Raw genomic sequence first — 22,865 nt, 5'->3', positions numbered from 1 at the left:
ATTCTTCATGCATCGTTCTATTCGAGGAGCCTCCCAACATGAAGATCTCAATGCGCTTTGTTTCCGTCACCGCTTCCGTGCTGGCCGTGGCCACGCTTACGGCATGCGTGGCACCGGCGCCGGTCTACCAGACCTCGCGCTATCCGTACCAGGCGCCTCCGCAGGCCATTCAGTACCGCGAAGCTTCCTATGTCGAGTACGGCCATGTGGCCAACATCGAGGTGCTGCGCAGCGAAACCGCTGGCACCGGCACCACGGGCGGCGGCGCTGTCGCCGGCGGTGTCATCGGTGGGGTGGTGGGCAACCAGTTCGGGCGTGGCAATGGCCGTGCCGCAGCCACCGCGCTGGGTATCGTGGGTGGTGCTCTCTTGGGCAACACTATCGAGGCTCAGCAGAACGGCCCGCGTGCCTATGAAACCTATCGCGTGTCGGTGCAGACCGACCGTGGCGGCTTCCGCGCCTTCGACGTGCAGAGCCCGGGCGACCTGCGCATCGGCGACCGCGTGCGCATCGACAACGGTCAGATCTCGCGCATGTAAGTCGCTTCGTCCTTCGGGGCGTGAAAAAGCCGGGCGTCGCCCGGCTTTTTTTGTGGGCGCTCGCTGGCGGCCCTTCGGTCAGTGCAGCGTCTGGTTGCTTGGCGCCATCGGCGACACCTTGAAGAAGCCCGTGCCTGCCGAGCCGCGGCCGACTTCCTCTTCGGTGGCCTCGCGCACCGAACGCACCGTGATGTCGAGCCGGATCGCGATGCCGGCCAACGGATGGTTGCCATCGAGCACGAGGTGATCGGGATAGATCTCGGCCACGGTGTAGATCGCGTCTTTTGGAATGTTGCTGTTCACGCCCTTGGGCAGGGCGGAGCCGTCGAAGGTCATGCCTTCTTCCGTGCCTTCAGGGAAGAGCGAGCGGGGTTCCAGAAAGAGCAACTGGTCGTTGAAGTCACCGAAGCCCTGTTCGGGTTCAATTTGCAGCTGCACCCGGGCGCCGGGCTCATGGCCTTGCAGGGCCGCTTCGATCACGTCGAAGAGATCGTCGCCGCCGACCATGAATTCCACCGGCTCGTCGAGCACATCCAGCACGTCGCCGAGCGTGTCTTTCATGGTCCAGGTCAAGCCGACCACGCATTGTTCAGAGATTTCCATTGCAGAATTCTCCCATGGAGATTAACCAACCGCTGCCGTTGCTCGGCGGCCTGAGCGCCGCGCAGTTCATGCGGCGGTACTGGCAGAAAAAACCTTTGCTCGTCCGCCAGGCGATACCCGCGATGGTGCCACCGATCGAGCGTACTGAGCTGTTCGCCCTGGCCGAGCGTGAGGACGTCGAATCGCGCCTGATCCGCCACGGCAAGGCCGGCTGGTCGCTCAAGCATGGGCCGCTGGCCCGGCGCGCATTGCCGCCGCTGAAGCAGCCCGCCTGGACGCTGCTGGTGCAGGGCGTCGACCTGCATCACGAGGGCGTGCACGAACTGTTGCGGCAGTTTCGCTTTCTACCTGACGCCCGCCTCGACGACCTGATGATCAGCTACGCGAGCGACACCGGCGGCGTGGGCGCGCATTTCGACAGCTACGACGTTTTCTTGCTGCAGGCACAGGGACGCCGCCGCTGGTCCATCGGCAAGCAGAGCGATCTGCGCCTGCAGCCGGGCGTGCCGCTCAAGATTCTCGAGAACTTCGAGCCTGAGCAGACCTTCGTGCTCGAGCCCGGCGACATGCTCTACCTGCCTCCGCGCTATGCCCACGACGGCGTGGCCGTGGGCGACGATTGCATGACTTGCTCCATCGGCCTGCGTTCGTCGGCCCTGGGTGAGCTCGGCGCGGACCTGCTGGCGCGCATGGCGCAGGCCTATGCAGAAGATCTGGACGATGCCGGGCCGGCGGAGCTGGCGCGCTACCGCGATCCGGCACAGCCCGCGGTCGATGCGCCGGCCGCAATGCCTGCCGCGCTCCAGGGCTTCGCGCGCAAGGCCATCGAGGCTGCACTGCGCGACCCTGACGCCGTCGATCGCGCACTGGGCGAGTCACTCACCGAGCCCAAGGCCAACGTCTGGTTCGGCGAAGGCGGCGAGGCGCCCGATGCGATGCAGCACGTGGTGCTCGACCGCCGCACGCGCATGCTCTACGACACGCGGCACATCTACATCAACGGCGAGAGCTTTCGCGCAGGCGGTGCCGACGCGACGCTGATGCGCCGTCTGGCCGACCAGCGCGCGCTCGGCGCACGCGAACTGGCGCGCGCGAGCGAAGGCGCACTCGCGTTGCTGGGCGAGTGGTGCGAGGCAGGGTGGCTTCATGCCGAATGACGACGCGCCCAGCCTATCGTTGCCCGAAGGGCGCTTCGATGGCCGCGAGGCCTTCGATGCACTCCTGCGCGGCGCGCTGTCGGCCGCGGCGCAGCAGGGCTGGAAAGAGATCGTCTTCAGCGACCCCGACTTTGCCGACTGGCCCCTGGGCGAGCGCGCGACCATCGAAGCGCTGCAGGCCTGGTCGGCCAGCGGCCGCCGCCTGATGTTGCTCGCGCAGCGCTTCGATGTTCTCGAACGAGGCCACGCGCGCTTCGTGCCGTGGCGCCGCATGTGGGACCACATCATCGAATGCCGCGCCACCGGCAAGGCCGCGGGCTCCGAAGTGCCGAGCGCCATCTGGACGCCCACGTGGTTCGTGCACCGCATCGACCCCGAGCGCAGCAGGGGCGTGAGCGGTGACGACGCGCGTGCGCGCCGTGCGTTGCGCGAGGCCATCGACGAGTGCTGGCGCCTTGCGCGGCCCGCCTTTCCGGCATCGACACTCGGCTTGTAAGCCAATGCCGCGAATGCGGCCGCGAGACATATTCGGGCGGGTATGCAGGTCTAGAATTTTTTCGTCCAGACCTTCATTGCCAAAGGAGATTCCATGAAGAAGTCATCGTCCGTCCTGATTGCCTCGCTGATTGCCGCTGCCGCGCTCGTCGCCTGCGGAAAGAAGGAGGATGCAGCGCCGGCTGTCGTGACGCCGCCTCCTGCGCCCGTGACCGAACCTGCGCCCGCTCCGGCCCCTGCGCCTGCCACCGATCCCGCCGCAGCGCCTGCACCCGGTGCTTCGTCTGCACTCGATGCCGCGAACGCAGCTACCGAGGCCGCGAAGAAGAATGAAGCGCCGAAGCAATAAGCAAGGTATCCGCCATGCAAAAAGCCGCCATGAGGCGGCTTTTTTTCTTAGGAGAGAGTGAGGGCGCTTCGGCTCACACGTCGAGCCAGGGCGAGCCCTCTGATGCGGTGGCGGTAAGCATCTCGGCTTCATCACCGCCGAGCGCTTCGGCCATCAGGCGCCGCACGATCTCGGGCCGATTGTTCTGCTCGCTCAAGTGCGCCGCGACCACATGGCGCAGGCCGTCGTGCAGCACCGCGCGCGCGATCTCGGCCGCGGCCGTGTTCGACAAGTGCCCGTAGTTGCCGCCGACTCGGTGCTTGAGAAAAGGCGGATAAGCCGAGTTGGCCAGCAGATCGCTGTCGTGGTTGAACTCCAGCAACAGCGCATGCACGCCGCTCAGGCGGGCCAGCACGTGGGCCGTGGCGTGGCCCAGATCGGTCAGCACGCCCAGCGTGCGGTTGCCGTCGGTGCAGCGCAGCTGCAGCGGCTCGCGTGCATCATGGGGAACGGTGAAGGGCTGCACGCAGATGTCGCCGACCGCAAACTCCGCATCGTCGCGCGCCAGGTTCAGCAGGCCCTCGAAATCGCGGCCGCCGGTGGCGAGCCAGGTGCCTTCGCTCATCCAGACTGGAATGCGGTTGCGCCGCGACAGCGAATGGGCGCAGCCGATATGGTCGCCGTGCTCATGGGTCACGAAGACCGCATCGATGTCGCCGGCGGCAAGGCCCGCCTGGGCCAACCGCAGATCGAGCTGCTTGATGCCGAAGCCGCAGTCGATCAGGAGGCGGGAGGTGCGGCCGCCGCTGGTCGCTTCGACCAGCGCGGCGTTGCCCGTGCTGCCGCTGCCGAGACTTCGGAAGCGGAGCATGCGGGTTACTTCAGGTCGTCGGCGATGACCTTGACGATGCGCTCGGCATTCGCCGAGGTTTCGGGCGCACCGGTTTCGTTGAGCACCGACACCGTGGTGGCTTCGCCCTGGCCCTTGACCGAGATGCGGAACTTGAGCGGCGCTTCGGTCTTGCTCGAGCCGCTGAACAGCTTGCCGAAGAAGCCGGGCTCCTTCTTGTCGGGATCGGGCGTCACGTAGCGCACGTAGTACAGGCCGGCGCTGCGATCGCGGTCTTCCACGGTGAAGCCGGTGCGATCGAGCGCGAGGCCCACGCGGCGCCATGCGCGGTCGAAGCCTTCGCTGATCTGCACGACCGGCTGGTTGCCGACCTTGGCGATGGTGGCGGTCTTGGTCGGCGCGGTGGTGGCGGCCAGGATCTTCGACTGCTCTTGCGAGACGCCGAGCTTGACCATCAGGCGGCGCAGGAATTCGGTCTCGAGTTCAGGATCGCTGGGGCGGGGCTGCCACACGGTCTGGTCCTGGCGCGAGTTGTTGTAGACCTCTTGCATGCCGCGGTGGCTGATGAAGATCTCGGTACCGGTCGGCGTACGCTCCAGGCGGGTGCGGAAGCGGTCGAGTTCGCCGGTCGAGTAGACCGAATCAACCAGCTTGCCCAGCGTGCCGCGGATGATGTCCTGCGGCAGCTTGGCGCGGTTTTCGGCCCAGTCGGTTTCCATGATGCCCAGGTTGCGCTGGTCGGTGGTCAGCAGGAAGCCGCTTTCCTGCCAGAAGTCTTTCACCGGGTCCCAGAGCTGGTCAGGCGTGCGGTTGACGATGATCCAGCGCTGCGTGCCCGAGCGCTCCATGCGCACGTCGCCGATGTTGCTCACGGCGGTGGGGATGCCGGGGGCGTTGGCGATGCCGGCCTGGTAGGCATTGGCAGTCACGGCGCCGCCGGGAATGGCATAGCGGTTGTCGCGCGAGAGTTGGGAGAGATCGGGTGGGACTTCGAGCGTCGGGGCCTTGCCTGCGCTCTTGTAGTCGATCTTGTCGCTCTCGAGGACGGAGCAGGCGGCGAGGCTGGCAACGAGGGCCAGCAGTGCAAGTCGCGAAAGGTTCTTCAACGTCGTCTTCCTTGTTGGAATGGTTCGGTCTATCTATGGGCCGCAGTGCCCGCCATCTCAGAGCACGGTTCGGGCAAAAGGTTGCTTAACCTTGCTGCGACCAGGGAAAAGGCAGTTCCGGAATGTAGGGGGAGGGGTGCTCAGCCCTTCAGCAGGCCGGTGGCGCGCAGGGCGCCTTCGACTGCGGGGCGGCTCGCTTCGCCGAGTTCGGTGAGCGGCAGGCGCAGCGCGCCGCCACAAAGGCCGAGCCGGGCCATGGCCCACTTCAGCGGAATCGGGTTGGGCTCGACGAAGAGGTTGCGGTGCAGCGGCATGAGCTCGAACTGGATCTGCATGGCGCGCTTGACGTCGCCTGCCAGCGCCGCCACGCACAGCTCGTGCATCTTGCGCGGCGCAATATTGGCCGTGACGCTGATGTTGCCCTGGCCGCCGCAGAGCATGAGCGCGACCGCGGTCGGGTCGTCGCCGGAGTAGACGGCAAAGTTCTTCGGCAGGTCGCGAATGAGCCACTGGGCCCGCTCGATGTTGCCGGTGGCTTCCTTGATGCCGATGATGCCGGGCACCTGCGCCAGGCGCAGCACGGTGTCGTGCGCCATATCGGCAACGGTGCGGCCGGGCACGTTGTAAAGCACGATGGGCAGGTCGCCCACGGCCTCGGCAATGGCCTTGAAGTGCTGGTACTGGCCCTCTTGCGTGGGCTTGTTGTAGTACGGCACGACCTGGAGCTGCGAATCGGCGCCCACGCCCTTGGCGAACTTGGCGAGCTCGATGGCTTCCTTGGTCGAATTCGCGCCGCAGCCGGCCATCACGGGCACGCGGCCCTTGGCCTGCTCGACCGAGACACGGATGATTTCGCAGTGCTCTTCGACATCGACCGTCGGCGATTCGCCGGTGGTGCCGACCACGCCAAGGCAGTCGGTGCCTTCTTCGATGTGCCAGTCGATGAGCCGCCGCAGGGCGGGGTAGTCGACACTGCCGTCGTCGTGCATCGGCGTGACGAGCGCGACGATGCTGCCTGTCAGTTGCTCCAAGGGGGAATCTCTTTGTCGGTGGACGAAAGCGCCGATTCTACTTACTCCGGCGCCCCGCAAGACAGCCGCCCCGGCCCCCTCAGTTTCCCTTAAGGAGGTGGCGGGCGGGCTGGCCGGCGTCGGGTGCGGCCGGGCGGACGGCAGCGATTCGCTGCACGAAGCGCGCCGGTTCGGGGATGAAGCCGTCTTCGTAGGCCACCACCCGCAGGCCGACACAGGCTGCCAGCAACTCGCCGGGCTGCAGCAGGAAGTCGGGGCGCGAGGGCTTGCCGACGGTCTCGTTGCCCGCGGCAAAGGTTTCGTAGAGCAGCACGCCGCCCGGTGCCACAGCGCCCACGATGTCGGCCATGCGCGGGCGCCAGAGGTAGTTGGTGACGACGACAGCGCCGAAGGCGTGGCCGGCAAAGGGCCAGGGGCCGGATTCGATGTCCGCCTCGACGGTGCGGCCGAAGGCGCCGGCCGCCTCGATGGCTTCGGGCGAGCGGTCGACACCGGTGACCGGGTGCCCGCGGCCCGCGAACCACTGCATGTGCCGCCCGGCGCCGCAGGCCACGTCGAGCACCGTGGCGCCAGGCGCAAGCAGGTGCGAACAGCGGACGATCCATTCGGAAGGCGCGGACAGGCCGTGCATGGGTGCTACGTCTTTCATGACCGGCCCGGCCTCAGAAGCAGGACCAGATCTGATCGACCAGCGTCACCAGAAAGTCCGGGTGCACGTAAAGCGCGAATACGCCACCCAGCACAGCCAGCGCGGCGGCCAGCCAGCCCGCGTGGATGATGTGGTGGCGCATTTGCGGAGTCATGGCCCTGGTTTATACGCAATCCCGTCAGCCTGCGACACCGGCAGGCTGCGGCGACGAGCGCGCAATGGCGCTTTCCTTCACCGGCAGGTTGATCAGCGCCGCGAACACGCCCAGCGCGATCGCGATGTACCAGACGATGTCGTAGCTACCGGTGGTGTCGTACAGGTAGCCACCGAGCCACACGCCCAGGAACGAGCCGACCTGGTGGCTCAGGAACACGAAGCCGCTGAGCATCGACAGATGTGCCACGCCGAAGATGCCCGCCACGATTGCATTGGTTGCAGGCACGGTGGACAGCCACAGGAAGCCCATTGCCGCCGAGAACACATACACGCTGAGCGGCGAGATCGGCGCCATCAGGAACAGCGCGATCGACACGGCCCGTGCGAAGTAGATCGCCGCGAGGATCTTGCGCTTGGCCAGCTTCTGCCCCAGCAGCCCCACCGTATACGTGCCGAACACGTTGAACAGTCCGATCAGCGCCAGCGCGTAGCCAGCCACCTCGGCCGGCAACGCGCGGTCGCGCAGGTAGGTCGGCATGTGGATGCCGATGAACGCCAGCTGGAAGCCGCAGACGAAGTAGCCAGCCATCAGCAGCCCGAAGCTCGGGTAGCGGAAGGCTTCGCCCACCGCCTGCAGCACCGACTGTTCGCGGTGCCCGGCCAGCGCTGCCGTCTTCGGTTCGCGCAGGCCGAAGGCCAGCGGGATGATCACCAGCACCAGCACAGCCACAACGGCCAGCGCTGTCTGCCAGCCCAGGTGGCCGATCAGCCGCCCCTCGATGGGCGCCATCAGGAACTGGCCGAACGAGCCGGCCGCCGCCGCCACGCCCATGGCCCACGATCGCCGCTCGGCCGGAATCTGCCGTCCGATCACGCCGTAGATCACCGCATAGGTCGAACCTGCCTGCGCTGCGCCGATCAGCACGCCCGCACTCAGTGTGAAGAGCAGCGGCGTCGGCGAATGCGCCATGCCGAACAGCCCCAGCGCATAGAACACCGAGCCGCCGATCAACACCCGGAACGCGCCGAACCTGTCGGCCAGCATGCCCGCGAACACGCCGAAGATGCCCCACGAGAGGTTCTGGATGGCCAGCGCGAACGAGAAGGTCTGCCGGCTCCAGTCCTGCGCCTGCGTGATCGGCTGCAGCCAGAGCCCGAAGCCGTGGCGGATGCCCATCGAGAGAGTGACGATCATTGCCCCGCAGAACAGGACTTGCTTGACCGAGAGAGCAGGGGCGGCGGGGGATTGCATGACTTCGAATGTAACGATTCGCCTGCTTTGGCAGGTGGCACGGCGGCCAAAGCCATTGATGATTTATCAGGGCGGCTTTGATGCAATCGGCGCATCAAGCTGACGCGGGCCTCGTAAATCCGTGTTTGTAATTCGTTACATTCATCTGCAGTGCTTTTTCCTCACGAGGAATTCAAACAATGAGAAGAACCGCCCTGAAGCTTGCCGTACTCACGGTGATGACGATCGCGACCGCGGGCTGCGCCGTTACCGGCACCAAATATCAGGACATGTCCGGCACCATTCCCAAGGTGAAGCCCGGCGAAGGCCGCATCTTTTTCTTCCGCGCTGCAACCCCCTACGGCTCGGCATTGCAGCCGCTGATTCGCCTCGACAAGGTGGTGGTGGGCGCTTCGAAGTCCGGTGGCTTCTTCTATGTCGACCGTCCCGCCGGCACCTACCAGGCCGCGACCATGAACGACCTGAGGAAGACGCTCGGCATTTCCCTCGAAGCCGGCGAAACGAAATACGTGCGCATGTCGCCGTCGTTCGGCCTGGTGACCGGGAGCATCGTTCTGGACATGGAACCGGCTGAAAAGGCCAGGCCCGAACTTGCCTCGCTGGCTTACACCGGTCAGGTCATCATCGACAAGTAGGCCCGGCCATCATGCAAACCTCTGGCTGCGGCCGGAGGCTCCTGTATGGGTATCCAGTCATTTGGCGGCGACTGACTACAATCCGCCCCCATGGCGACTCCCCCCAAGACTCCCCCCAATTCACCGTCCGCATCCTCCGGCTACTCGGAAGGCTCCATCCGCGTGCTCAAGGGCCTCGAGCCCGTCAAGCAGCGCCCGGGCATGTACACCCGCACCGACAACCCGCTGCACATCATCCAGGAAGTGCTCGACAACGCGGCCGACGAGGCGCTCGCGGGCTACGGCAAGAAGATCAAGGTCACCCTGCACACCGACGGCTCGGTCAGCGTCGAAGACGACGGCCGAGGCATTCCCTTCGGCCTGCACCCTGAAGAAAAGGCCCCCGTGATCGAACTCGTGTACACCCGGCTGCATGCGGGCGGCAAGTTCGACAAGGGCTCGGGCGGCGCCTACAGCTTCTCGGGCGGCCTGCACGGAGTGGGCGTGTCGGTGACCAATGCGCTGTCGAAGCGGCTCGAAGTCACCTCGCACCGGGAAGGCTCGGCCGCCAAGCTGGCCTTCAGTGCCGGCGACGTGATCGAGGCGCTCGAAATCCGCAAGCTCGAAGCGGGCGAGCGCAAGCAGGGCACCACCGTGCGCGCCTGGCCCGACGCCAAGTACTTCGAAACCGCCGTGCTGCCCATGGGCGAGCTCACGCACCTGCTACGCAGCAAGGCCGTGCTGATGCCCGGCGTGAGCGTCACGCTCACGAACGAGAAGACCAAGGAAACACAGCAGTGGCTCTACAAGGGCGGCCTGAGCGACTACCTGATGCAGACGCTCAACGGCGACCCCGTCATCCCGCTGTTCGAAGGCAGCGGCCATGCCGACAAGAACGCCGACAACTTCGCCGAAGGCGAGGGCGCCGACTGGTGCGTGGCCTTCACCGAAGACGGCCAGCCAGTGCGCGAGAGCTACGTCAACCTGATTCCCACCAGCGCCGGCGGCACGCACGAAAGCGGCCTGCGCGACGGCCTCTTCACCGCGGTGAAGGGCTTCATCGAACTGCACTCGCTGCTGCCCAAGGGCGTGAAGCTGCTGCCCGAAGACGTGTTTGCGCGCGCTTCGTACGTGCTGAGCGCCAAGGTGCTCGACCCGCAGTTCCAGGGCCAGATCAAGGAACGCCTGAACTCGCGCGATGCCGTGCGCCTGGTGTCGAGCTTCGTGCGCCCCGCACTCGAGCTGTGGCTCAACCAGCACGTCGACTACGGCAAGAAGCTGGCCGAGCTTGCCATCAAGGCCGCGCAGACGCGCCAGCGCGCCGGCCAGAAGGTCGAGAAGCGCAAGGGCTCCGGCGTGGCCGTGCTGCCCGGCAAGCTCACTGATTGCGAGAGCAAGGACATCAGCCACAACGAAGTCTTCCTGGTCGAGGGCGACTCCGCCGGCGGCAGCGCCAAGATGGGCCGCGACAAGGAAAGCCAGGCGATCCTGCCCCTGCGCGGCAAGGTGCTCAACACCTGGGAAGTGGAGCGCGACCGGCTGTTCGCCAACACCGAAATCCACGACATCTCGGTCGCCGTAGGGGTCGATCCGCACGGCCCCAACGACACGCCCGACATGAGCGGCCTGCGCTACGGCAAGGTCTGCATCCTGAGCGATGCCGACGTGGACGGCTCGCACATCCAGGTGCTGCTGCTCACGCTGTTCTTCCGTCACTTCCCGAAACTCATCGAAGCCGGCCACGTGTATGTCGCAAAGCCGCCATTGTTCCGGGTCGATGCGCCCGCGCGCGGCAAGAAGCCGGCCTCCAAGGTCTATGCGCTGGACGAGGGCGAACTGACCGCCACGCTCGACAAATTGCGTAAAGATGGCGTGCGCGAAGGCGCCTGGAGCATCAGCCGCTTCAAGGGCCTGGGCGAAATGAGCGCGGAACAATTGTGGGAAACCACGCTCAATCCTGACACCCGGCGCCTGATGCAGGTCCAATTGGGCCGGTTCGACTTCACGTCCACCCAGGGCGAGATCACCAAGCTCATGGGCAAGGGCGAAGCGGCAGCCCGGCGCGAACTCATGGAGTTGCGCGCCGACGATGTCGACATCGATGTTTGATTCCTCCACCACGCATGTCAGTTTTCAAGCGCTTGTTGCTATTGGCCTTCCTGCTGTGTACGCAGCAGGGGCTGGCGCACGCCGCTGACATCTACGGCTACATCGACAGCAAGGGCATCGCGCACTTCGCTTCCGAAAAGATCGACGAGCGCTACCAGATCTTCTTTCGCGGCGGCCAGAGCTTCGACACGGCGCAAGGCATTTCTCCGCTGGGCCGTGGTGGCCGCAAGCTCGACGGAAAGGTGTCACCTGCCTCGCAGAGCCTGCTCGCCATGTTCGAGGCATCGCCCGGCTACAAGACCGCCAAGACGGCGCTGCGCGACGCATCGAACAAGCATTCGATCGACTACGAACTGCTGCAGGCGCTCATCGCGACCGAGTCGGGCTTCGACGCGCAGGCCGTCTCGCCCAAGGGTGCCATGGGCCTCATGCAGCTGATGCCCGCTACGGCGCAGCGCTACGGCGTGTCGGCGGACAAGCGCAACACCATCGAGAAAAAGCTGTTCGACCCGCGCATCAACATCGCTGCCGGCTCGCGCTACCTCGGTGACCTGATCGCGATGTTCCCGGGCCAGATCGAGCTGGCGCTGGCCGCCTACAACGCGGGCGAGGGCGCGGTGCAGCGCGCGGGCAACAAGATCCCGAACTACAAGGAAACGCAGAACTACGTGCAGACCGTGCTGCAGCTGTATGCGTACCTGAAGCCGTCCGTGGCAACGGGCGGTAGTGGCGGTGGTGCCGTGCGTGGTGGCAAGACGCCGGGCCGCATCCGCATGGAGCTGACGGTGCCGCAGGGCGGGGCCATCGGCCGCGGCAACATGCCGTCCGACGCGCCGCGCAACATGCCGACCATGCCAGACATTCCCGAGCCTTCCGCGGTGCCGACCGGCGCGGCCGATGCGCCCGGCGCACCGCTGTCCTGATGAAGGAGCCCGTCATGCACCGTCGAAGCTTCGTCCTCGCGACCGCTGCCGGCATGGTGGCGGGCACTGCGCGTGCACAGCATCCGGCCACGCACGACACGCTGCCCGCAGTGCCTTCGTCGGCCGAGCCCTATGCCAAGCTGCAGGGCGGCGTGCCGCACCACATGACGCCCGACCAGGAGGCGCAGCGCTTCACCGAGAGCACCGCGCCGCCCGGCCCGCAAGGCCGCTGGGAGCCGCGCGCGGCCTTGCCGATTCCGCGCAGCGAGATGGCCTGGGCTACCGCCGCGATGGGGCGCATGCATGTGGTCGGCGGATATGGCGAGGGCAAGGTCAACCGCGACTACCACCACATCTACGACCCGAAGGCCGACCGCTGGCTCGACGGCGCGCCCCTGCCGCGCGGCGCCAACCACGTCGCGGTGACGGCTGAAGGCGGCCGCGTCTATGCGCTCGGCGGTTTCGTCGAGCAGAACCGCCGCTCCGACACGAACGCCTACGTCTACGACATTGCCGCCAACCGCTGGACTGCCATCGCGCCGCTGCCGCGACCGCGCGGCGCGGCGGCTGCGGTAATGCTCGACGGCGCGCTGCACCTGATCGGCGGAGCGTCGGAGCCTGCTGCCGAACGCGCGAGCGTCAGCTGGCACGAGGTCTACGACCCCAAGGCCGATCGCTGGTCCACCGCCAAGCCGCTGCCCGGCGCGCGCGACCACGTCGGCTGCGTGTCGCATGGCGGCCAGATCCACGTGATCGGCGGACGCTTCAACACCTTCGAATACAACACCGACCTGCACCACGTCTACCTGCCCGCACGCGACACCTGGGAGCTGCGCTCGCCGCTGCCTACCGCGCGCTCGGGCCATGGCCTCGTGGCGTATCGAGGCCGCTTCTTCGCCATGGGCGGGGAGGGCGGCATTCTCGTCAGCGGCGTACCGCGCCAGGCCAAGGTGTTCGGCCAGATGGAAAGCTACAACCCCGTGGACGACACCTGGCAACGCCACGCTCCCATGGCCACGCCGCGCCACGCCGTGGGCGCGGCCGTCATCGGCGACTGGATCTACGTCGCGGGCGGCGGCGCGGTGCTCGGCGGCGCCGTGCAGTCCGCGGTCCACGAGGCATTCACACTGGGCTGATCACGACTACCCTCGCGCACGGCCCGCAGCAACTGTTTTTCTCACCTTCTCTTTCATGGATTCCCAACCTCCGCTCGATCTCCAGGGTCCTACCGACGGCGACACGACCCTGACCCTCGCCGACTACGCCCAGACTGCCTACCTCGAATACGCGCTCAGCGTGGTCAAGGGCCGCGCGCTGCCCGATGTGTCCGACGGCCAGAAGCCGGTGCAGCGCCGCATCCTGTACTCGATGTCGCGCATGGGCCTGGGCTTCGGCGGCACCAACGGCACTGTGGGCGCCAAGCCCGTGAAGAGCGCGCGCGTGGTCGGCGACGTGCTCGGTCGCTTCCATCCGCACAGCGACCAGGCCGCGTACGACGCGCTGGTGCGCATGGCGCAAGATTTTTCGCAGCGCTATCCGCTGGTCGATGGCCAGGGCAACTTCGGCAGCCGCGACGGCGACGGTGCCGCGGCCATGCGCTACACCGAAGCTCGCCTGGCGCGCATCACCAGCCTGCTGCTCGACGAGATCGACGAAGGCACGGTCGATTTCATTCCCAACTACGACGGCAGCACCGAGGAGCCGCGCCTGCTGCCCGCGCGGCTGCCGTTCACGCTGCTCAACGGCGCGAGCGGCATTGCCGTGGGCCTGGCCACCGAAATCCCGAGCCACAACCTGCGCGAGATCGCCGACGCCTGCGTGGCGCTGATCAAGTCGAACGGCAAGCTCAGCGAAGAAGAGCTCTTCGCCATCGTGCCCGGCCCCGACTACCCGGGCGGCGCGCAGATCATCAGCAGCGCGAGCGACATCGCCGACGCCTATCGCACCGGCCGCGGCTCGCTCAAGGTGCGCGCGCGCTGGAAGATCGAAGAGTTGGCGCGCGGGCAATGGCAACTCGTGGTCAACGAGCTGCCGCCGGGCGTCAGCACGCAGAAGGTGCTCGAGGAAATCGAGGAAATCACCAACCCGAAGGTCAAGACCGGCAAGAAGGCGCTCTCCGCCGAGCAGACCCAGTTGAAGGCCGCGATGCTGTCGGTGCTCGATGTGGTGCGCGACGAGTCCAGCAAGGACGCCGCCGTGCGCCTGGTGTTCGAGCCCAAGACCTCGCGCATCAGCCAGGACGACTTCATCACCACGCTGCTCGCGCAGACCTCGCTCGAAACCTCGTCGCCGATCAATCTCACGATGGTCGGCATCGACGGCAAGCCCACGCAGAAGTCGCTGCGCCAGATGCTCAACGAGTGGATCGCGTTCCGCGAGATCACCGTCGAGAAGCGTTCGCGGTTCCGGCTCAGCAAGGTGATGGACCGCATCCACATCCTTGAAGGCCGGCAGCTGGTGCTGCTGAACATCGACGAGGTGATCGCGATCATCCGTGCGGCGGAAGACCCGAAGGCGGCGCTCATCGCGCGCTTCAATCTCAGCGAAGTGCAGGCGGAGGACATCCTCGAAATCCGGCTGCGCCAGCTTGCGCGGCTCGAAGCCATCAAGATCGAGCAGCAGCTCAAGGAACTGCGCGAGGACCAGAAGAAGCTCGAGGACATCCTCGGCAGCCCGGCCGCGCTGCGCCGCCTGCTGGTGAAGGAAATCGAGTCCGACGCCAAGACTTTTGAAGACGCGCGCCGCACGCTGATCCAGGCCGAGAAGCGCGCAGTGGCCGAAGTGAAGGTGGTCGACGAGCCCGTCACCGTCATCGTGTCGCAGAAGGGCTGGGTCCGTGCGCAGAAGGGCTGGGCCAGCGAGAAGGCCGCGGGCAACGGTGCGAATGGAGAAAAGGGCGCAACGCCCGAATACAGCTTCAAGTCGGGCGACTCGCTCTACGGCGCCTTCGAGTGCCGCAGCGTCGACACGCTGCTGGTCTTCGGCAGCGCCAAGGACAAGAGCGTGCGCGTCTACACCGTGCCCGTGGCCTCGCTGCCCGGCGCGCGCGGCGACGGCCAGCCCGTCACCACGCTCATCGAGCTCGATGCCGGCACGCACGTCACGCATTTCTTCGCGGGCCCGGTGGGCGCCAGCGTGCTGCTGGCCAACACCGGCGGCTACGGCTTCATCGCCACGGTCGAGAACATGATGTCGCGCCAGCGCGGCGGCAAGGCCTTCATCGACGTGGGCGAGGGCGAGCAGCTGTGCCGTCCGTCGCTGGTGGGTGGCGCAAGTGGCGCCGAGCCGATGCTCCCGGCCACGCATGTGGCCTGCGCCTCGACCGGCGGCCGCATCCTGACTTTCGACATCACCGAGCTCAAGAGCCTGCCGAAGGGCGGTCGTGGCCTCACGCTGATCGACCTCGAGGCCAAGGACACCCTGGCCGGAGCCGCTGCCTACACGCGCAGCGTGAAGATCGAAGGCATCGGCCGCGGTGCCAAGGAGCGAGAAGAGACGCTGGAAATCCGCACGCTCAACAACGCGCGCGGCAGCCGCGCGCGCAAGGGCAAGGCGGCCGACCTGGGCTTCAAGCCGACGAGCATCGTGCGGGTGCTGTGATGGGTGGCATCGACATCAGCGTCATCGGGATCTTCATTGCCGTGGTCACGGGCCTCGGCAGCTACGTGCTGGGCCGTCGCATGCGCGAGAAGCGGGCGGCGAAGAAGCGCGAGAAGAACCGCATTGCGTCGCAGGCCAACGAGACGCGCCAGGTGCGGCGCGCGCGCGAACGCAAGGAGCGCGGCGAGTAAACATGGCCGCTTGCGCTTGGAGTCGAACAGCAGGAGGAGGGAGCGTTATGGCAGTAGCTGAGGGACTGCTCGGTTGCGTTCGCTATATCGCGTTCGCAGGCGCAGCGGCTGTGTTGTCGGGGTGTGCGAGCGTCGAATACAAGGACGCGACGGGCGACAGGACTGCAAGGCTGCGTGTTGTCCAGAATGCGTCGGCCCGGGTGATCTCTTACTCCTTCGCGGTGCGCGAGAGTTGCCGCAGGGAGGGACCCAAGGGCGGTGTGCTCTTCAACGAGCGATCGGAGTCCAGGAGGGTAGGCATGGCGCCCCGTCTGAGTACCGACTTCATGAGCTCTGAGCGGATCATTCCGGCGGACGTTGAAGTGGTGCTGCTGGCTGGCGGCAGCACCGTGTGGTCGAATTGCGTGGGAACCGTTCGCTTCGTCCCTCGCAGCGGCGAACAGTACGAAGCGATTTTTCTCTGGCCTGCATCGGCGCCTCGCTGCACCATTCAGTTGCGCAGGATTGTTCTGGCCGGAAACGGCGAGGTTTCACGTATCGAGGAGCCCAGCGCCTCGCGTTGCGACTAGCGCAACCCTTGCCACCACCGCGTGTTGGTCCGCGCCTGCCCCACCGTCACCACTTCGCCGATCACCGGCGTCGCCAGCTCGATCTTCTTCGCCTCCGCCAGGTCAGCGATGCGGTCCAGCGGGTCATGCCAGGTGTGGAACGCCAGGTCGAAGGTGCTGTTGTGCACCGAGAAGAACACCTTGCCGCGCAGGTCTTCGAAGGCCTGCACGCTCTGCTCGGGCGTCATGTGCACGGCGGGCCACATGGTGTCGTAGGCGCCGTTTTCCATCAGCGCGATGTCGAAGCCGCCGAAGCGTTCGCCGATCTGCTTGAAGCCCGGGAAGTAGCCCGAGTCGCCGCTGTAGAAGAGGCGCTGGTCGCCGCTTTGCACCACCCATGAGGCCCACAGCGTACGGTCGCGGTCGTTCAGCGTGCGGCCCGAGAAGTGCTGTGCGGGCGTGGCGGTGAGCTTCACGCCGTCGTGTTCGCCGCCTTGCCACCAGTCGAGCTCTGTCACGCGCTCGGCCGGCACGCCCATCACTATCAGCCGCGCACGCACGCCCAGCGGCACGAAGTAGCGCTGCACGCTCTTCGAGAGGTATTCGATGGTTGCCACGTCGAGGTGGTCGTAGTGGTCATGCGAGAGGATCACGCCCTCGATGGGTGGCAGTTGTTCGAGCGTGATCGGCGGCTGGTGAAAGCGCTTCGGCCCGGCCCATTGCACGGGTGACGCGCGTTCGCTGAACACGGGGTCGATCAGCCAGTATTTGCCGCGCAGCTTCAACAGATGCGACGAATGGCCGAGGCGCACCACGTGGTTGGCTTTGACGTCGAGCGAATCGAGCGCACCGCGGTCCAGCGCCTTCACCGGAATTGCATCGACCGGCACGGTGTCGACCTTGCTGCCCACGATGAAGCGCGACCAGATGCGCCATGCGCTGGCTTGGGCGGGCAGGTCGGGGTTGGCCATGTTGTGGAAGCCGCCGTCCTTGAATTGCGGCGAGCTGTCATAGCGCGTCTCGCCGCTGCCGGCGGCACTGCAGCCCGCGACGAGGGCGCAGCCGGCCGCGGCCAGCACGGTGCCCCGGCGCAGCAGTTGGGGCAGGTAGGAGCCCTGGGAGCCCGAATCGTCAGCCATGAGAAAACCCTCTGGATCTTTGTTTGCAGGATGGCGCGAGAGTAGCCACGGCGAACGTTTCAATGGTTTCAGCGGTAGAAACATTTGGGGCGCGGGGGTATATCGGTCTCCCTTGCGCCAGTGTCCCCCGGCCTTCCTATGCCATGAGCCGTATGGCGGGCTCCTGCCAGGTTCGGCACACTGGAAAGCTTCATCGACTTTCGACGAGGCGGCAGATTCCATGAGCAGCAATCGCTATCCCATCATCTACGTGCGCGGCTATGCCATGACCGAGTCCGAGCGGGACGAAACCGCGGCCGATCCGTTCTGCGGCTTCAACATCGGCTCCACGGTGTATCGCGCCACCGTCAAGAAGGAAGCGCCGGCGCAGAAGTTTGTTTTCGAATCGCCCATGGTGCGCCTGCTGGCCGACTTCCAGTACCAGAGCGTCTACCAGAACGGCCTGGACATCCTCGACCCCGACTGGAAACCCTCGCCGGACGAGAACGGCAGGGACGTCGACGGCATCCCCTCGGCCTCGGTCATCATCTACCGCTACTACGACTCGGGCTCCGAGCTGCTGGGCGACGGCCAGGCCAAGGACGTCAAGGTGTATGCGCAGGGCCTGAGCCAGCTGATATTGCGCGTGCGCGAGCTCGTGGCGCTGCGCGAGGGGCCGGGTTACTCGCCCGCCGACTTCCGCTGCTACCTCGTCGCGCATTCGATGGGCGGCTTGGTGGTGCGGGCCTTCCTGCAGAACGCTGCACTCGGTGATGCGGCCGCGCGTGCCTGCGTCGACAAGGTGTTCACCTATGCCACGCCGCACAACGGCATCGACATGGGCGGCATCAACGTGCCGGCCTGGCTCACGGTGAACGAGATGAACACCTTCAACCGCGAGAAGATGTCCGAGTTCCTGGCCACGCAGCCGATCAACGGCCGCATGGACTACCTGCCGGCCACGGCCTTTCCGGCCGAGCGCTTCTTCTGCATGGTCGGCACCAATCGCGGCGACTATGAAAGCGCCAAGGGCCTGTCGCGCATGTTTGCGGGCCACGGCAGCGACGGGCTCGTGCGCATCGAGAACGCCTCGCTCTGGTCCACCGATGCCGCAGGCAAGACGCAGCCGGTGGCCACTGCCTTCACCTACCGGTCGCACTCGGGCTTCTTCGGCATCGTCAATTCCGAGGAGGCTTACCAGAATCTCACGCGCTTCCTGTTCGGCGACGTGCGGGTCGACCTGTGGTTCGACATAGACGGCGTCACCTTGCCGCCCGACCTGCCTGCCGGTGCCGACGTCGATGCGCTCTACCAGGTCGAGTTGCTCGCCGCGCCGCGCGGCAAGCGCTGGTACCTGAGCCGGCGCGTGGCCGAAGAAGACTCGCCCGCCTGCCGCACGCACAAGGAACTGACCGACCCGGCCAAGGCCGACCGCCGCTCCATTTACCTCTCGACCGTGTTCCTTGCCAACAAGGCCCGCGTGAAGCAGGACCGCCCGACGCTGGCCTATGCCATGACGCTGGGCGTGCGCGTGCCCGACTACCAGGTCAACAACAAGTTCTGGCTCGACGGCCACTACGAGGGCAGCTCGCTGTTCCGCGACACGCTGATCATCGAGATCGCGCCGCCCCAGCCCGACGACGCGGCTCAGAACTGGAACGTCAAGTACGGCTGGCAGACCGACACGGCCGGGCGGGCCTCGCTGCCGATGAGCCCGAAGCAGCTGGCCGGCGGCAAGCTGCAGTTCGTGGTGCCGCTGTCCAGCCTTGGTGCGGCGCCCGCCGCACCGGGCATCAGCGGCAAGGTGCGGCTGGAGGTGAGCGCCTGGCAGTAGGGCGCAGGTCAGGCAGCGTGGGGCACAATCGCGCCGGTCAAGAACCCGCCGATTCCGGACCCATGAAAACTGCCGTTCTCGTCATCGACGTCCAGCGTGGCCTTTGCGACGATCCGCCGCGTCCCCATCAGGCCCACGAGGTGATGCAGCGCATCAACGCGCTCACCGAACGCGCCCGCGCGGCCGGCGTGCCGGTGGCCTTCATCCAGCACGAGAATGCGGTCGACCTCGAATTCGACTCCGAGCGCTGGCAGCTCGCCGGCGCGCTCAACACCGACTCGCGCGACGCGCGCATCCGCAAGACCACGCCCGACTCCTTCCTTCGCACGCCGCTGGAAGCCTGGCTCTCCGGGCACGGCGTGAAGCGCGTGGTGGTCTGCGGCTATTCGTCGGAGTTCTGCGTCGACACGACAGTGCGCCGCGCTGCCGCCCTCGGCTACCACGTGGTGCTCGCGGCCGATGCGCACACTTCGCACGACAAGCCGCACGCCACGGGCGCGAAGATCCGCGAGCATCACAACGCCACGCTGTCGGACATCACGAGCTTCGGCGTGCCGATCCGCGCCGTGGCCAGCGCGGAAGTCGCCTTCGGCGACTGAACGCAGCCTGCACGAACCGCGCGCGGCACGGGCGTGCGCCCGCAGGCGAAAGAGCCTGCATCGAATGGATGCCTGAATGCTCACACCCTGCGTGACACGGCAACCTTGTGCAGGAGCTCGATCAAGATCAATTGCTCGCCCTTGGAGAGGTTGCCGAGCACATGCTGCTCGCCTTCGATCACCAACCGTGTAGCGCTGCTGGCAAGCGTTGCGCCGGTCGGGGTGGTGCGAAGGTACTGGGCCCTTCGATCCGTTGCGTGCGGGGTGCGGCGGATCAACTCTCGCCTCTCCAGCCGTTCGAGCCATGCCGCGATGTTGGGCGCCGTGACCGCGAGTGCCTTTGCCAGGCGGGCGGCCGACACGTCGGGATTTTCATGAATCAGGCACAGCACCGTGAACTCGACGGGGCGAAGGTCGAAAGGTGTGCCTACTCGCTCGGCGAACACTGCGTCGGTGACGATCGTCGCCTGCGCGAGCTGATAGCCGAGCACGTGATGCAGGGACGCTTCGACCAGCCGGCCGGCTGGTGTGGCATCTACCGGATTGCTTCTGTTCTTGGGCATTCCGGGCATTGTCGTTCTGCCTCCAAGTGATTCACTGCCTGATCTAACTGGCTCGGGGGATCGTCGCGGGAGTGCAAACTGCTTAATGGAAAACCATAACTGGTTATCTTTGATAGTTAAGTAGATTAACTATAGGCGCTGCATCCAGGCGTCGAAGGAGACATTCTTGAAGACCCCCGCATCCCTGATCTTTGTCGCTTCATTGCTGACCGCCTGCGGCGGAGGAAATGGTGGTGGCGGCTTCGTCGGCTCGTTCCCGACGACTGGCACGTCGACGAGCGCCCCGCCGGCCGGCAACGGCAATCCCGTGACTCCTCCCGACAATCCGCTGCCGCCTGTCGAGACACTGCCGGTGCTCGGCGCGGCCACCGGTGCGGCGCTCATCGATTGCGCCTCGCTCGCCGGCTTCACCTTTGCCAACACGACGATCACTGCAGCCAATGCGATTGCCGCCGGCACCCTGAGCGTCGCCGGCAAGCCGGTGGGGGCGCATTGCCAGGTGCGCGGATCGATGTATCAGCGCACAAGCCCGGTCGACGGCCAGAGCTATGCGATCGGCTTCGAGATGCGCTTACCGGTGAACTGGAACGGGCGGTATTTCTATCAGGCCAACGGGGGGCTCGACGGCAGCGTCGGCACAGCCACCGGGCCGGTGGGCGGAGGCGGCGTTCTGGACAACGCCCTGAACAAGGGCTTCGCCGTGATCAGCTCCGACGCGGGGCACCAGGCGCCCACGCCGTTCTTCGGCATCGATCCACAGGCTCGTCTCGACTACGGCTACCAGGCGGTCGGCAAGCTCACGCCGATGGCGAAGGCGTTGATCGCGTCGGCCTATGGAAAGGGACCGGACCGCTCCTACATCGGCGGCTGCTCCAACGGCGGGCGCCACACGATGGTTGCCATGTCACGCTATGCGGACGACTACGACGGCTTCCTGGTGGGCGACCCCGGTTTCCGGCTTCCCCTTGCGGCCTCCGCAAACATCGTCGGTGCCCAGAACTACAACGCCCTGGCAACCACCCCGGGCGATCCGGGCACGGGCTTCACGCTCGCCGAACGCACCCTGGTCTCCAATGCGGTCCTTGCCAAGTGCGACGCCCTCGACGGCACCACCGACGGCATCGTCCAGGACACCGGCGCATGCCAGGCGGCTTTCTCGCTCGACCGCGACGTTCCCACCTGCAGCGGCTCGCGCGATGGCACTTGCCTCTCGGCCGACCAGAAGCTTCGCATCGCGCAGCTCTTCGCGGGTGCGCTCGACGGCGGCGGAAAGAAGTTCTATGCGAGCTTTCCGTTCGACGCGGGCCTGAACACCACCGGCTGGTCATCGTGGAAGTTCTCGAATTCATTGAACCTCGACTCGGGTGCGGTCGCCTTCGTCTGGCAGGTGCCGCCCGAGAACCCGACCGGCTTCAATGGTCCCAATTTCACGCTCACGGCCAACATCGATTCGATCCTCTCGAAGATCACGTCGACCGACGGGCTCTACACCGAGAACTCGCTTTCGTTCATGACGCCGCCGAACCCTACGGATCTGAGTCGCTTGAAGAAGCGCGGCGCCAAGGTCATGGCCTACCATGGAACGAGCGACCCCATCTTCTCGAGCGACGATACGCAGCACTGGTATGACCAGCTGACGGCGGCCAACGGCGGCGATGCGTCCAACTTCGCACGGTTCTATCGGGTGCCCGGAATGAACCACTGCGCCGGCGGCCCGACCACCGATCAGTTCGACATGCTCGCACCGCTCGTCAATTGGGTGGAGAAGGGCGAGGCCGCCGATTCCGTCGTCGCCTCGGCGCGCGGTGCGGGCAACGCAGGCGGCGTGAACGGGGATGTTCCCTCCGGCTGGTCGCCCACCCGCAGCCGGCCGCTCTGCGCCTACCCGAAGGTTGCGCGCTACAAGGGCACGGGCGATATCGAGAAGGCCGAGAGTTTCAGCTGCCAATGAAAGGCTTCGCGCCTGGTAGCACTCGGCCGCGAGCGAACTGCGTGGCTATACTGCGCCCGTCACGCCGAATGAGGCGTGATCGGGTTTAGCAGCCCGAAGCAACCTCTGCGACGCAAGCCGCAGTTTCCCCGCAGGACCTGCGGCTTTTTCGTTCGCGCCCCCAGTTTTGGCGGCTCGGATGGGAGGGCTCGCGCCCTGCCGGTTTCTCGCAAGAGGTTGCCCGGTCTGCTAACCCGTCCGAGCTGCCGCCTCGTTTAGCAGCGGGTGTGGCGGTTTTTGCAAATCGCAACCTCTGGAGGTCGCCCGTGACCAAGTCTGCTCGCGTGCTCAAGCACGCGCCGAAAACCGATACCGCCTCAACGCCGAAGTCGGTTCATCCCCATTCAAATGCCGAGTCGGTTGCCCTGCAAGCAGGCGACGACGTCGAGGGCATTCGCCAAGTGCACAGCGCCTACGTATGCCTCGAAAAGCTCGTCGTTCCGATGCAGGTGAATGAGCGCGAGGAGATCTATCCAACCCGATCCGAATTCGGCGCACTGTTCCGCCTGGTCAATGAGGAGCTGCAACGGCGGATCGACGCTGCGGACAGCACGATCGGCTCCTTGCGCGACGCTTTGAGCAAGCAAGTCTGCGAACCTGATCGATGAGT

24 protein-coding genes are annotated in these 22,865 nt (G+C 66.1%); 15 read left to right on the top strand and 9 right to left on the bottom strand.

Annotated features, from left to right (window positions below):
* Positions 1-38: 38 nt before the first annotated feature.
* Entirely contained in the window at positions 39-539 is a 501-nt protein-coding gene (locus AC07O3_RS17820; protein WP_093080054.1) for a glycine zipper 2TM domain-containing protein, read from the top strand.
* A gap of 78 nt (positions 540-617) precedes the next feature.
* On the opposite strand, the gene AC07O3_RS17815 is transcribed toward AC07O3_RS17820, so the two are convergent.
* Positions 618-1,142 carry an FKBP-type peptidyl-prolyl cis-trans isomerase gene (locus AC07O3_RS17815; RefSeq protein ID WP_093050929.1) on the bottom strand — a complete coding sequence of 175 codons (525 nt, stop codon included), beginning with the start codon at positions 1,140-1,142 and terminating at the stop codon, positions 618-620.
* Between the two features lie 14 nt (positions 1,143-1,156).
* Here AC07O3_RS17815 and AC07O3_RS17810 point away from each other — a divergent pair, with 14 nt between their 5' ends.
* The 3 genes from AC07O3_RS17810 to AC07O3_RS17800 all read left to right on the top strand — a co-directional run bounded on the left by AC07O3_RS17810 (position 1,157) and on the right by AC07O3_RS17800 (position 3,143).
* A complete protein-coding gene (locus tag AC07O3_RS17810) occupies positions 1,157-2,299 on the top strand; it encodes a JmjC domain-containing protein (RefSeq protein ID WP_495339955.1) in 1,143 nt (380 codons plus the stop codon).
* A complete protein-coding gene (locus AC07O3_RS17805) occupies positions 2,289-2,795 on the top strand; it encodes a hypothetical protein (protein ID WP_426389279.1) in 507 nt (168 codons plus the stop codon). The genes AC07O3_RS17810 and AC07O3_RS17805 overlap by 11 nt, the downstream gene beginning before the upstream one ends.
* A 93-nt stretch (positions 2,796-2,888) precedes the next feature.
* A complete protein-coding gene (locus tag AC07O3_RS17800) occupies positions 2,889-3,143 on the top strand; it encodes a hypothetical protein (RefSeq protein WP_093050920.1) in 255 nt (84 codons plus the stop codon).
* Between the two features lie 73 nt (positions 3,144-3,216).
* Here the strand turns inward: AC07O3_RS17800 and AC07O3_RS17795 are convergent, their stop codons facing one another.
* The 6 genes from AC07O3_RS17795 to AC07O3_RS17770 all read right to left on the bottom strand — a co-directional run bounded on the left by AC07O3_RS17795 (position 3,217) and on the right by AC07O3_RS17770 (position 8,166).
* Positions 3,217-3,993 (bottom strand): MBL fold metallo-hydrolase, encoded by a 777-nt coding sequence (locus tag AC07O3_RS17795; protein ID WP_097198777.1) that lies wholly within the window; start codon positions 3,991-3,993, stop codon positions 3,217-3,219.
* A 5-nt stretch (positions 3,994-3,998) separates the two neighbouring features.
* Complete coding sequence (gene bamC, locus AC07O3_RS17790) at positions 3,999-5,078, bottom strand: NlpB/DapX family lipoprotein (protein ID WP_093050915.1); 1,080 nt, start codon at positions 5,076-5,078, stop codon at positions 3,999-4,001.
* 140 nt (positions 5,079-5,218) lie between these two features.
* Entirely contained in the window at positions 5,219-6,145 is a 927-nt protein-coding gene (gene dapA, locus AC07O3_RS17785) for a 4-hydroxy-tetrahydrodipicolinate synthase (protein ID WP_371127351.1), read from the bottom strand.
* A gap of 43 nt (positions 6,146-6,188) precedes the next feature.
* The gene (locus AC07O3_RS17780; RefSeq protein WP_495339954.1) at positions 6,189-6,758 is read right to left on the bottom strand and encodes a class I SAM-dependent methyltransferase; all 570 of its coding nucleotides are present in this window, start codon (positions 6,756-6,758) and stop codon (positions 6,189-6,191) included.
* Positions 6,759-6,771: 13 nt separating this feature from the next.
* Positions 6,772-6,912, bottom strand: a complete 141-nt coding sequence (locus tag AC07O3_RS17775) for a hypothetical protein (protein WP_176928714.1) — start codon at positions 6,910-6,912, stop codon at positions 6,772-6,774.
* A gap of 24 nt (positions 6,913-6,936) precedes the next feature.
* The gene (locus AC07O3_RS17770; protein ID WP_093050907.1) at positions 6,937-8,166 is read right to left on the bottom strand and encodes an MFS transporter; all 1,230 of its coding nucleotides are present in this window, start codon (positions 8,164-8,166) and stop codon (positions 6,937-6,939) included.
* Between the two features lie 179 nt (positions 8,167-8,345).
* Between AC07O3_RS17770 and AC07O3_RS17765 the strand changes: the two genes are divergently transcribed.
* The 7 genes from AC07O3_RS17765 to AC07O3_RS17735 all read left to right on the top strand — a co-directional run bounded on the left by AC07O3_RS17765 (position 8,346) and on the right by AC07O3_RS17735 (position 16,172).
* Positions 8,346-8,801 carry a DUF2846 domain-containing protein gene (locus tag AC07O3_RS17765; protein ID WP_495339953.1) on the top strand — a complete coding sequence of 152 codons (456 nt, stop codon included), beginning with the start codon at positions 8,346-8,348 and terminating at the stop codon, positions 8,799-8,801.
* A gap of 90 nt (positions 8,802-8,891) precedes the next feature.
* Positions 8,892-10,889, top strand: a complete 1,998-nt coding sequence (locus AC07O3_RS17760) for a DNA topoisomerase IV subunit B (protein WP_093050902.1) — start codon at positions 8,892-8,894, stop codon at positions 10,887-10,889.
* A gap of 14 nt (positions 10,890-10,903) precedes the next feature.
* Entirely contained in the window at positions 10,904-11,812 is a 909-nt protein-coding gene (locus tag AC07O3_RS17755) for a lytic transglycosylase domain-containing protein (RefSeq protein WP_435459872.1), read from the top strand.
* 14 nt (positions 11,813-11,826) lie between these two features.
* Positions 11,827-12,948: a Kelch repeat-containing protein gene (locus AC07O3_RS17750; RefSeq protein ID WP_495339952.1), complete on the top strand. Its 1,122-nt coding sequence runs from the start codon at positions 11,827-11,829 to the stop codon at positions 12,946-12,948.
* A gap of 55 nt (positions 12,949-13,003) precedes the next feature.
* Entirely contained in the window at positions 13,004-15,412 is a 2,409-nt protein-coding gene (gene parC / locus AC07O3_RS17745; RefSeq protein ID WP_307616778.1) for a DNA topoisomerase IV subunit A, read from the top strand.
* Positions 15,412-15,603 carry a hypothetical protein gene (locus AC07O3_RS17740; protein WP_093050889.1) on the top strand — a complete coding sequence of 64 codons (192 nt, stop codon included), beginning with the start codon at positions 15,412-15,414 and terminating at the stop codon, positions 15,601-15,603. Before parC ends, AC07O3_RS17740 begins: the two co-directional genes overlap by 1 nt.
* Positions 15,604-15,902: 299 nt before the next feature.
* Entirely contained in the window at positions 15,903-16,172 is a 270-nt protein-coding gene (locus tag AC07O3_RS17735; RefSeq protein WP_157632220.1) for a hypothetical protein, read from the top strand.
* Here the strand turns inward: AC07O3_RS17735 and AC07O3_RS17730 are convergent.
* Positions 16,169-17,290: an MBL fold metallo-hydrolase gene (locus AC07O3_RS17730; protein ID WP_093050883.1), complete on the bottom strand. Its 1,122-nt coding sequence runs from the start codon at positions 17,288-17,290 to the stop codon at positions 16,169-16,171. The genes AC07O3_RS17735 and AC07O3_RS17730 overlap by 4 nt on opposite strands.
* 220 nt (positions 17,291-17,510) lie before the next feature.
* Between AC07O3_RS17730 and AC07O3_RS17725 the strand changes: the two genes are divergently transcribed.
* Entirely contained in the window at positions 17,511-19,103 is a 1,593-nt protein-coding gene (locus tag AC07O3_RS17725; RefSeq protein WP_426389270.1) for an esterase/lipase family protein, read from the top strand.
* A 62-nt stretch (positions 19,104-19,165) separates the two neighbouring features.
* Positions 19,166-19,702 carry a cysteine hydrolase family protein gene (locus AC07O3_RS17720; protein WP_354338146.1) on the top strand — a complete coding sequence of 179 codons (537 nt, stop codon included), beginning with the start codon at positions 19,166-19,168 and terminating at the stop codon, positions 19,700-19,702.
* Positions 19,703-19,782: 80 nt separating this feature from the next.
* Here the strand turns inward: AC07O3_RS17720 and AC07O3_RS17715 are convergent, their stop codons facing one another.
* On the bottom strand, positions 19,783-20,265 hold the full coding sequence (locus tag AC07O3_RS17715) for a MarR family winged helix-turn-helix transcriptional regulator (RefSeq protein ID WP_177142362.1): 483 nt from the start codon (positions 20,263-20,265) through the stop codon (positions 19,783-19,785).
* Positions 20,266-20,572: 307 nt separating this feature from the next.
* Between AC07O3_RS17715 and AC07O3_RS17710 the strand changes: the two genes are divergently transcribed.
* Positions 20,573-22,216, top strand: coding sequence for a tannase/feruloyl esterase family alpha/beta hydrolase (locus AC07O3_RS17710; RefSeq protein ID WP_495340068.1), 1,644 nt, complete (start codon positions 20,573-20,575; stop codon positions 22,214-22,216).
* Between the two features lie 305 nt (positions 22,217-22,521).
* Positions 22,522-22,863, top strand: coding sequence for a hypothetical protein (locus tag AC07O3_RS17705; RefSeq protein ID WP_256216928.1), 342 nt, complete (start codon positions 22,522-22,524; stop codon positions 22,861-22,863).
* Positions 22,864-22,865 lie beyond the last annotated feature (2 nt).

This window comes from Variovorax sp. GW821-FHT09D05 (assembly GCF_059416325.1).
The sequence above is the reverse complement of the archived record's forward strand: the minus strand, read 5'-3'. Positions and strand labels throughout refer to the sequence as shown.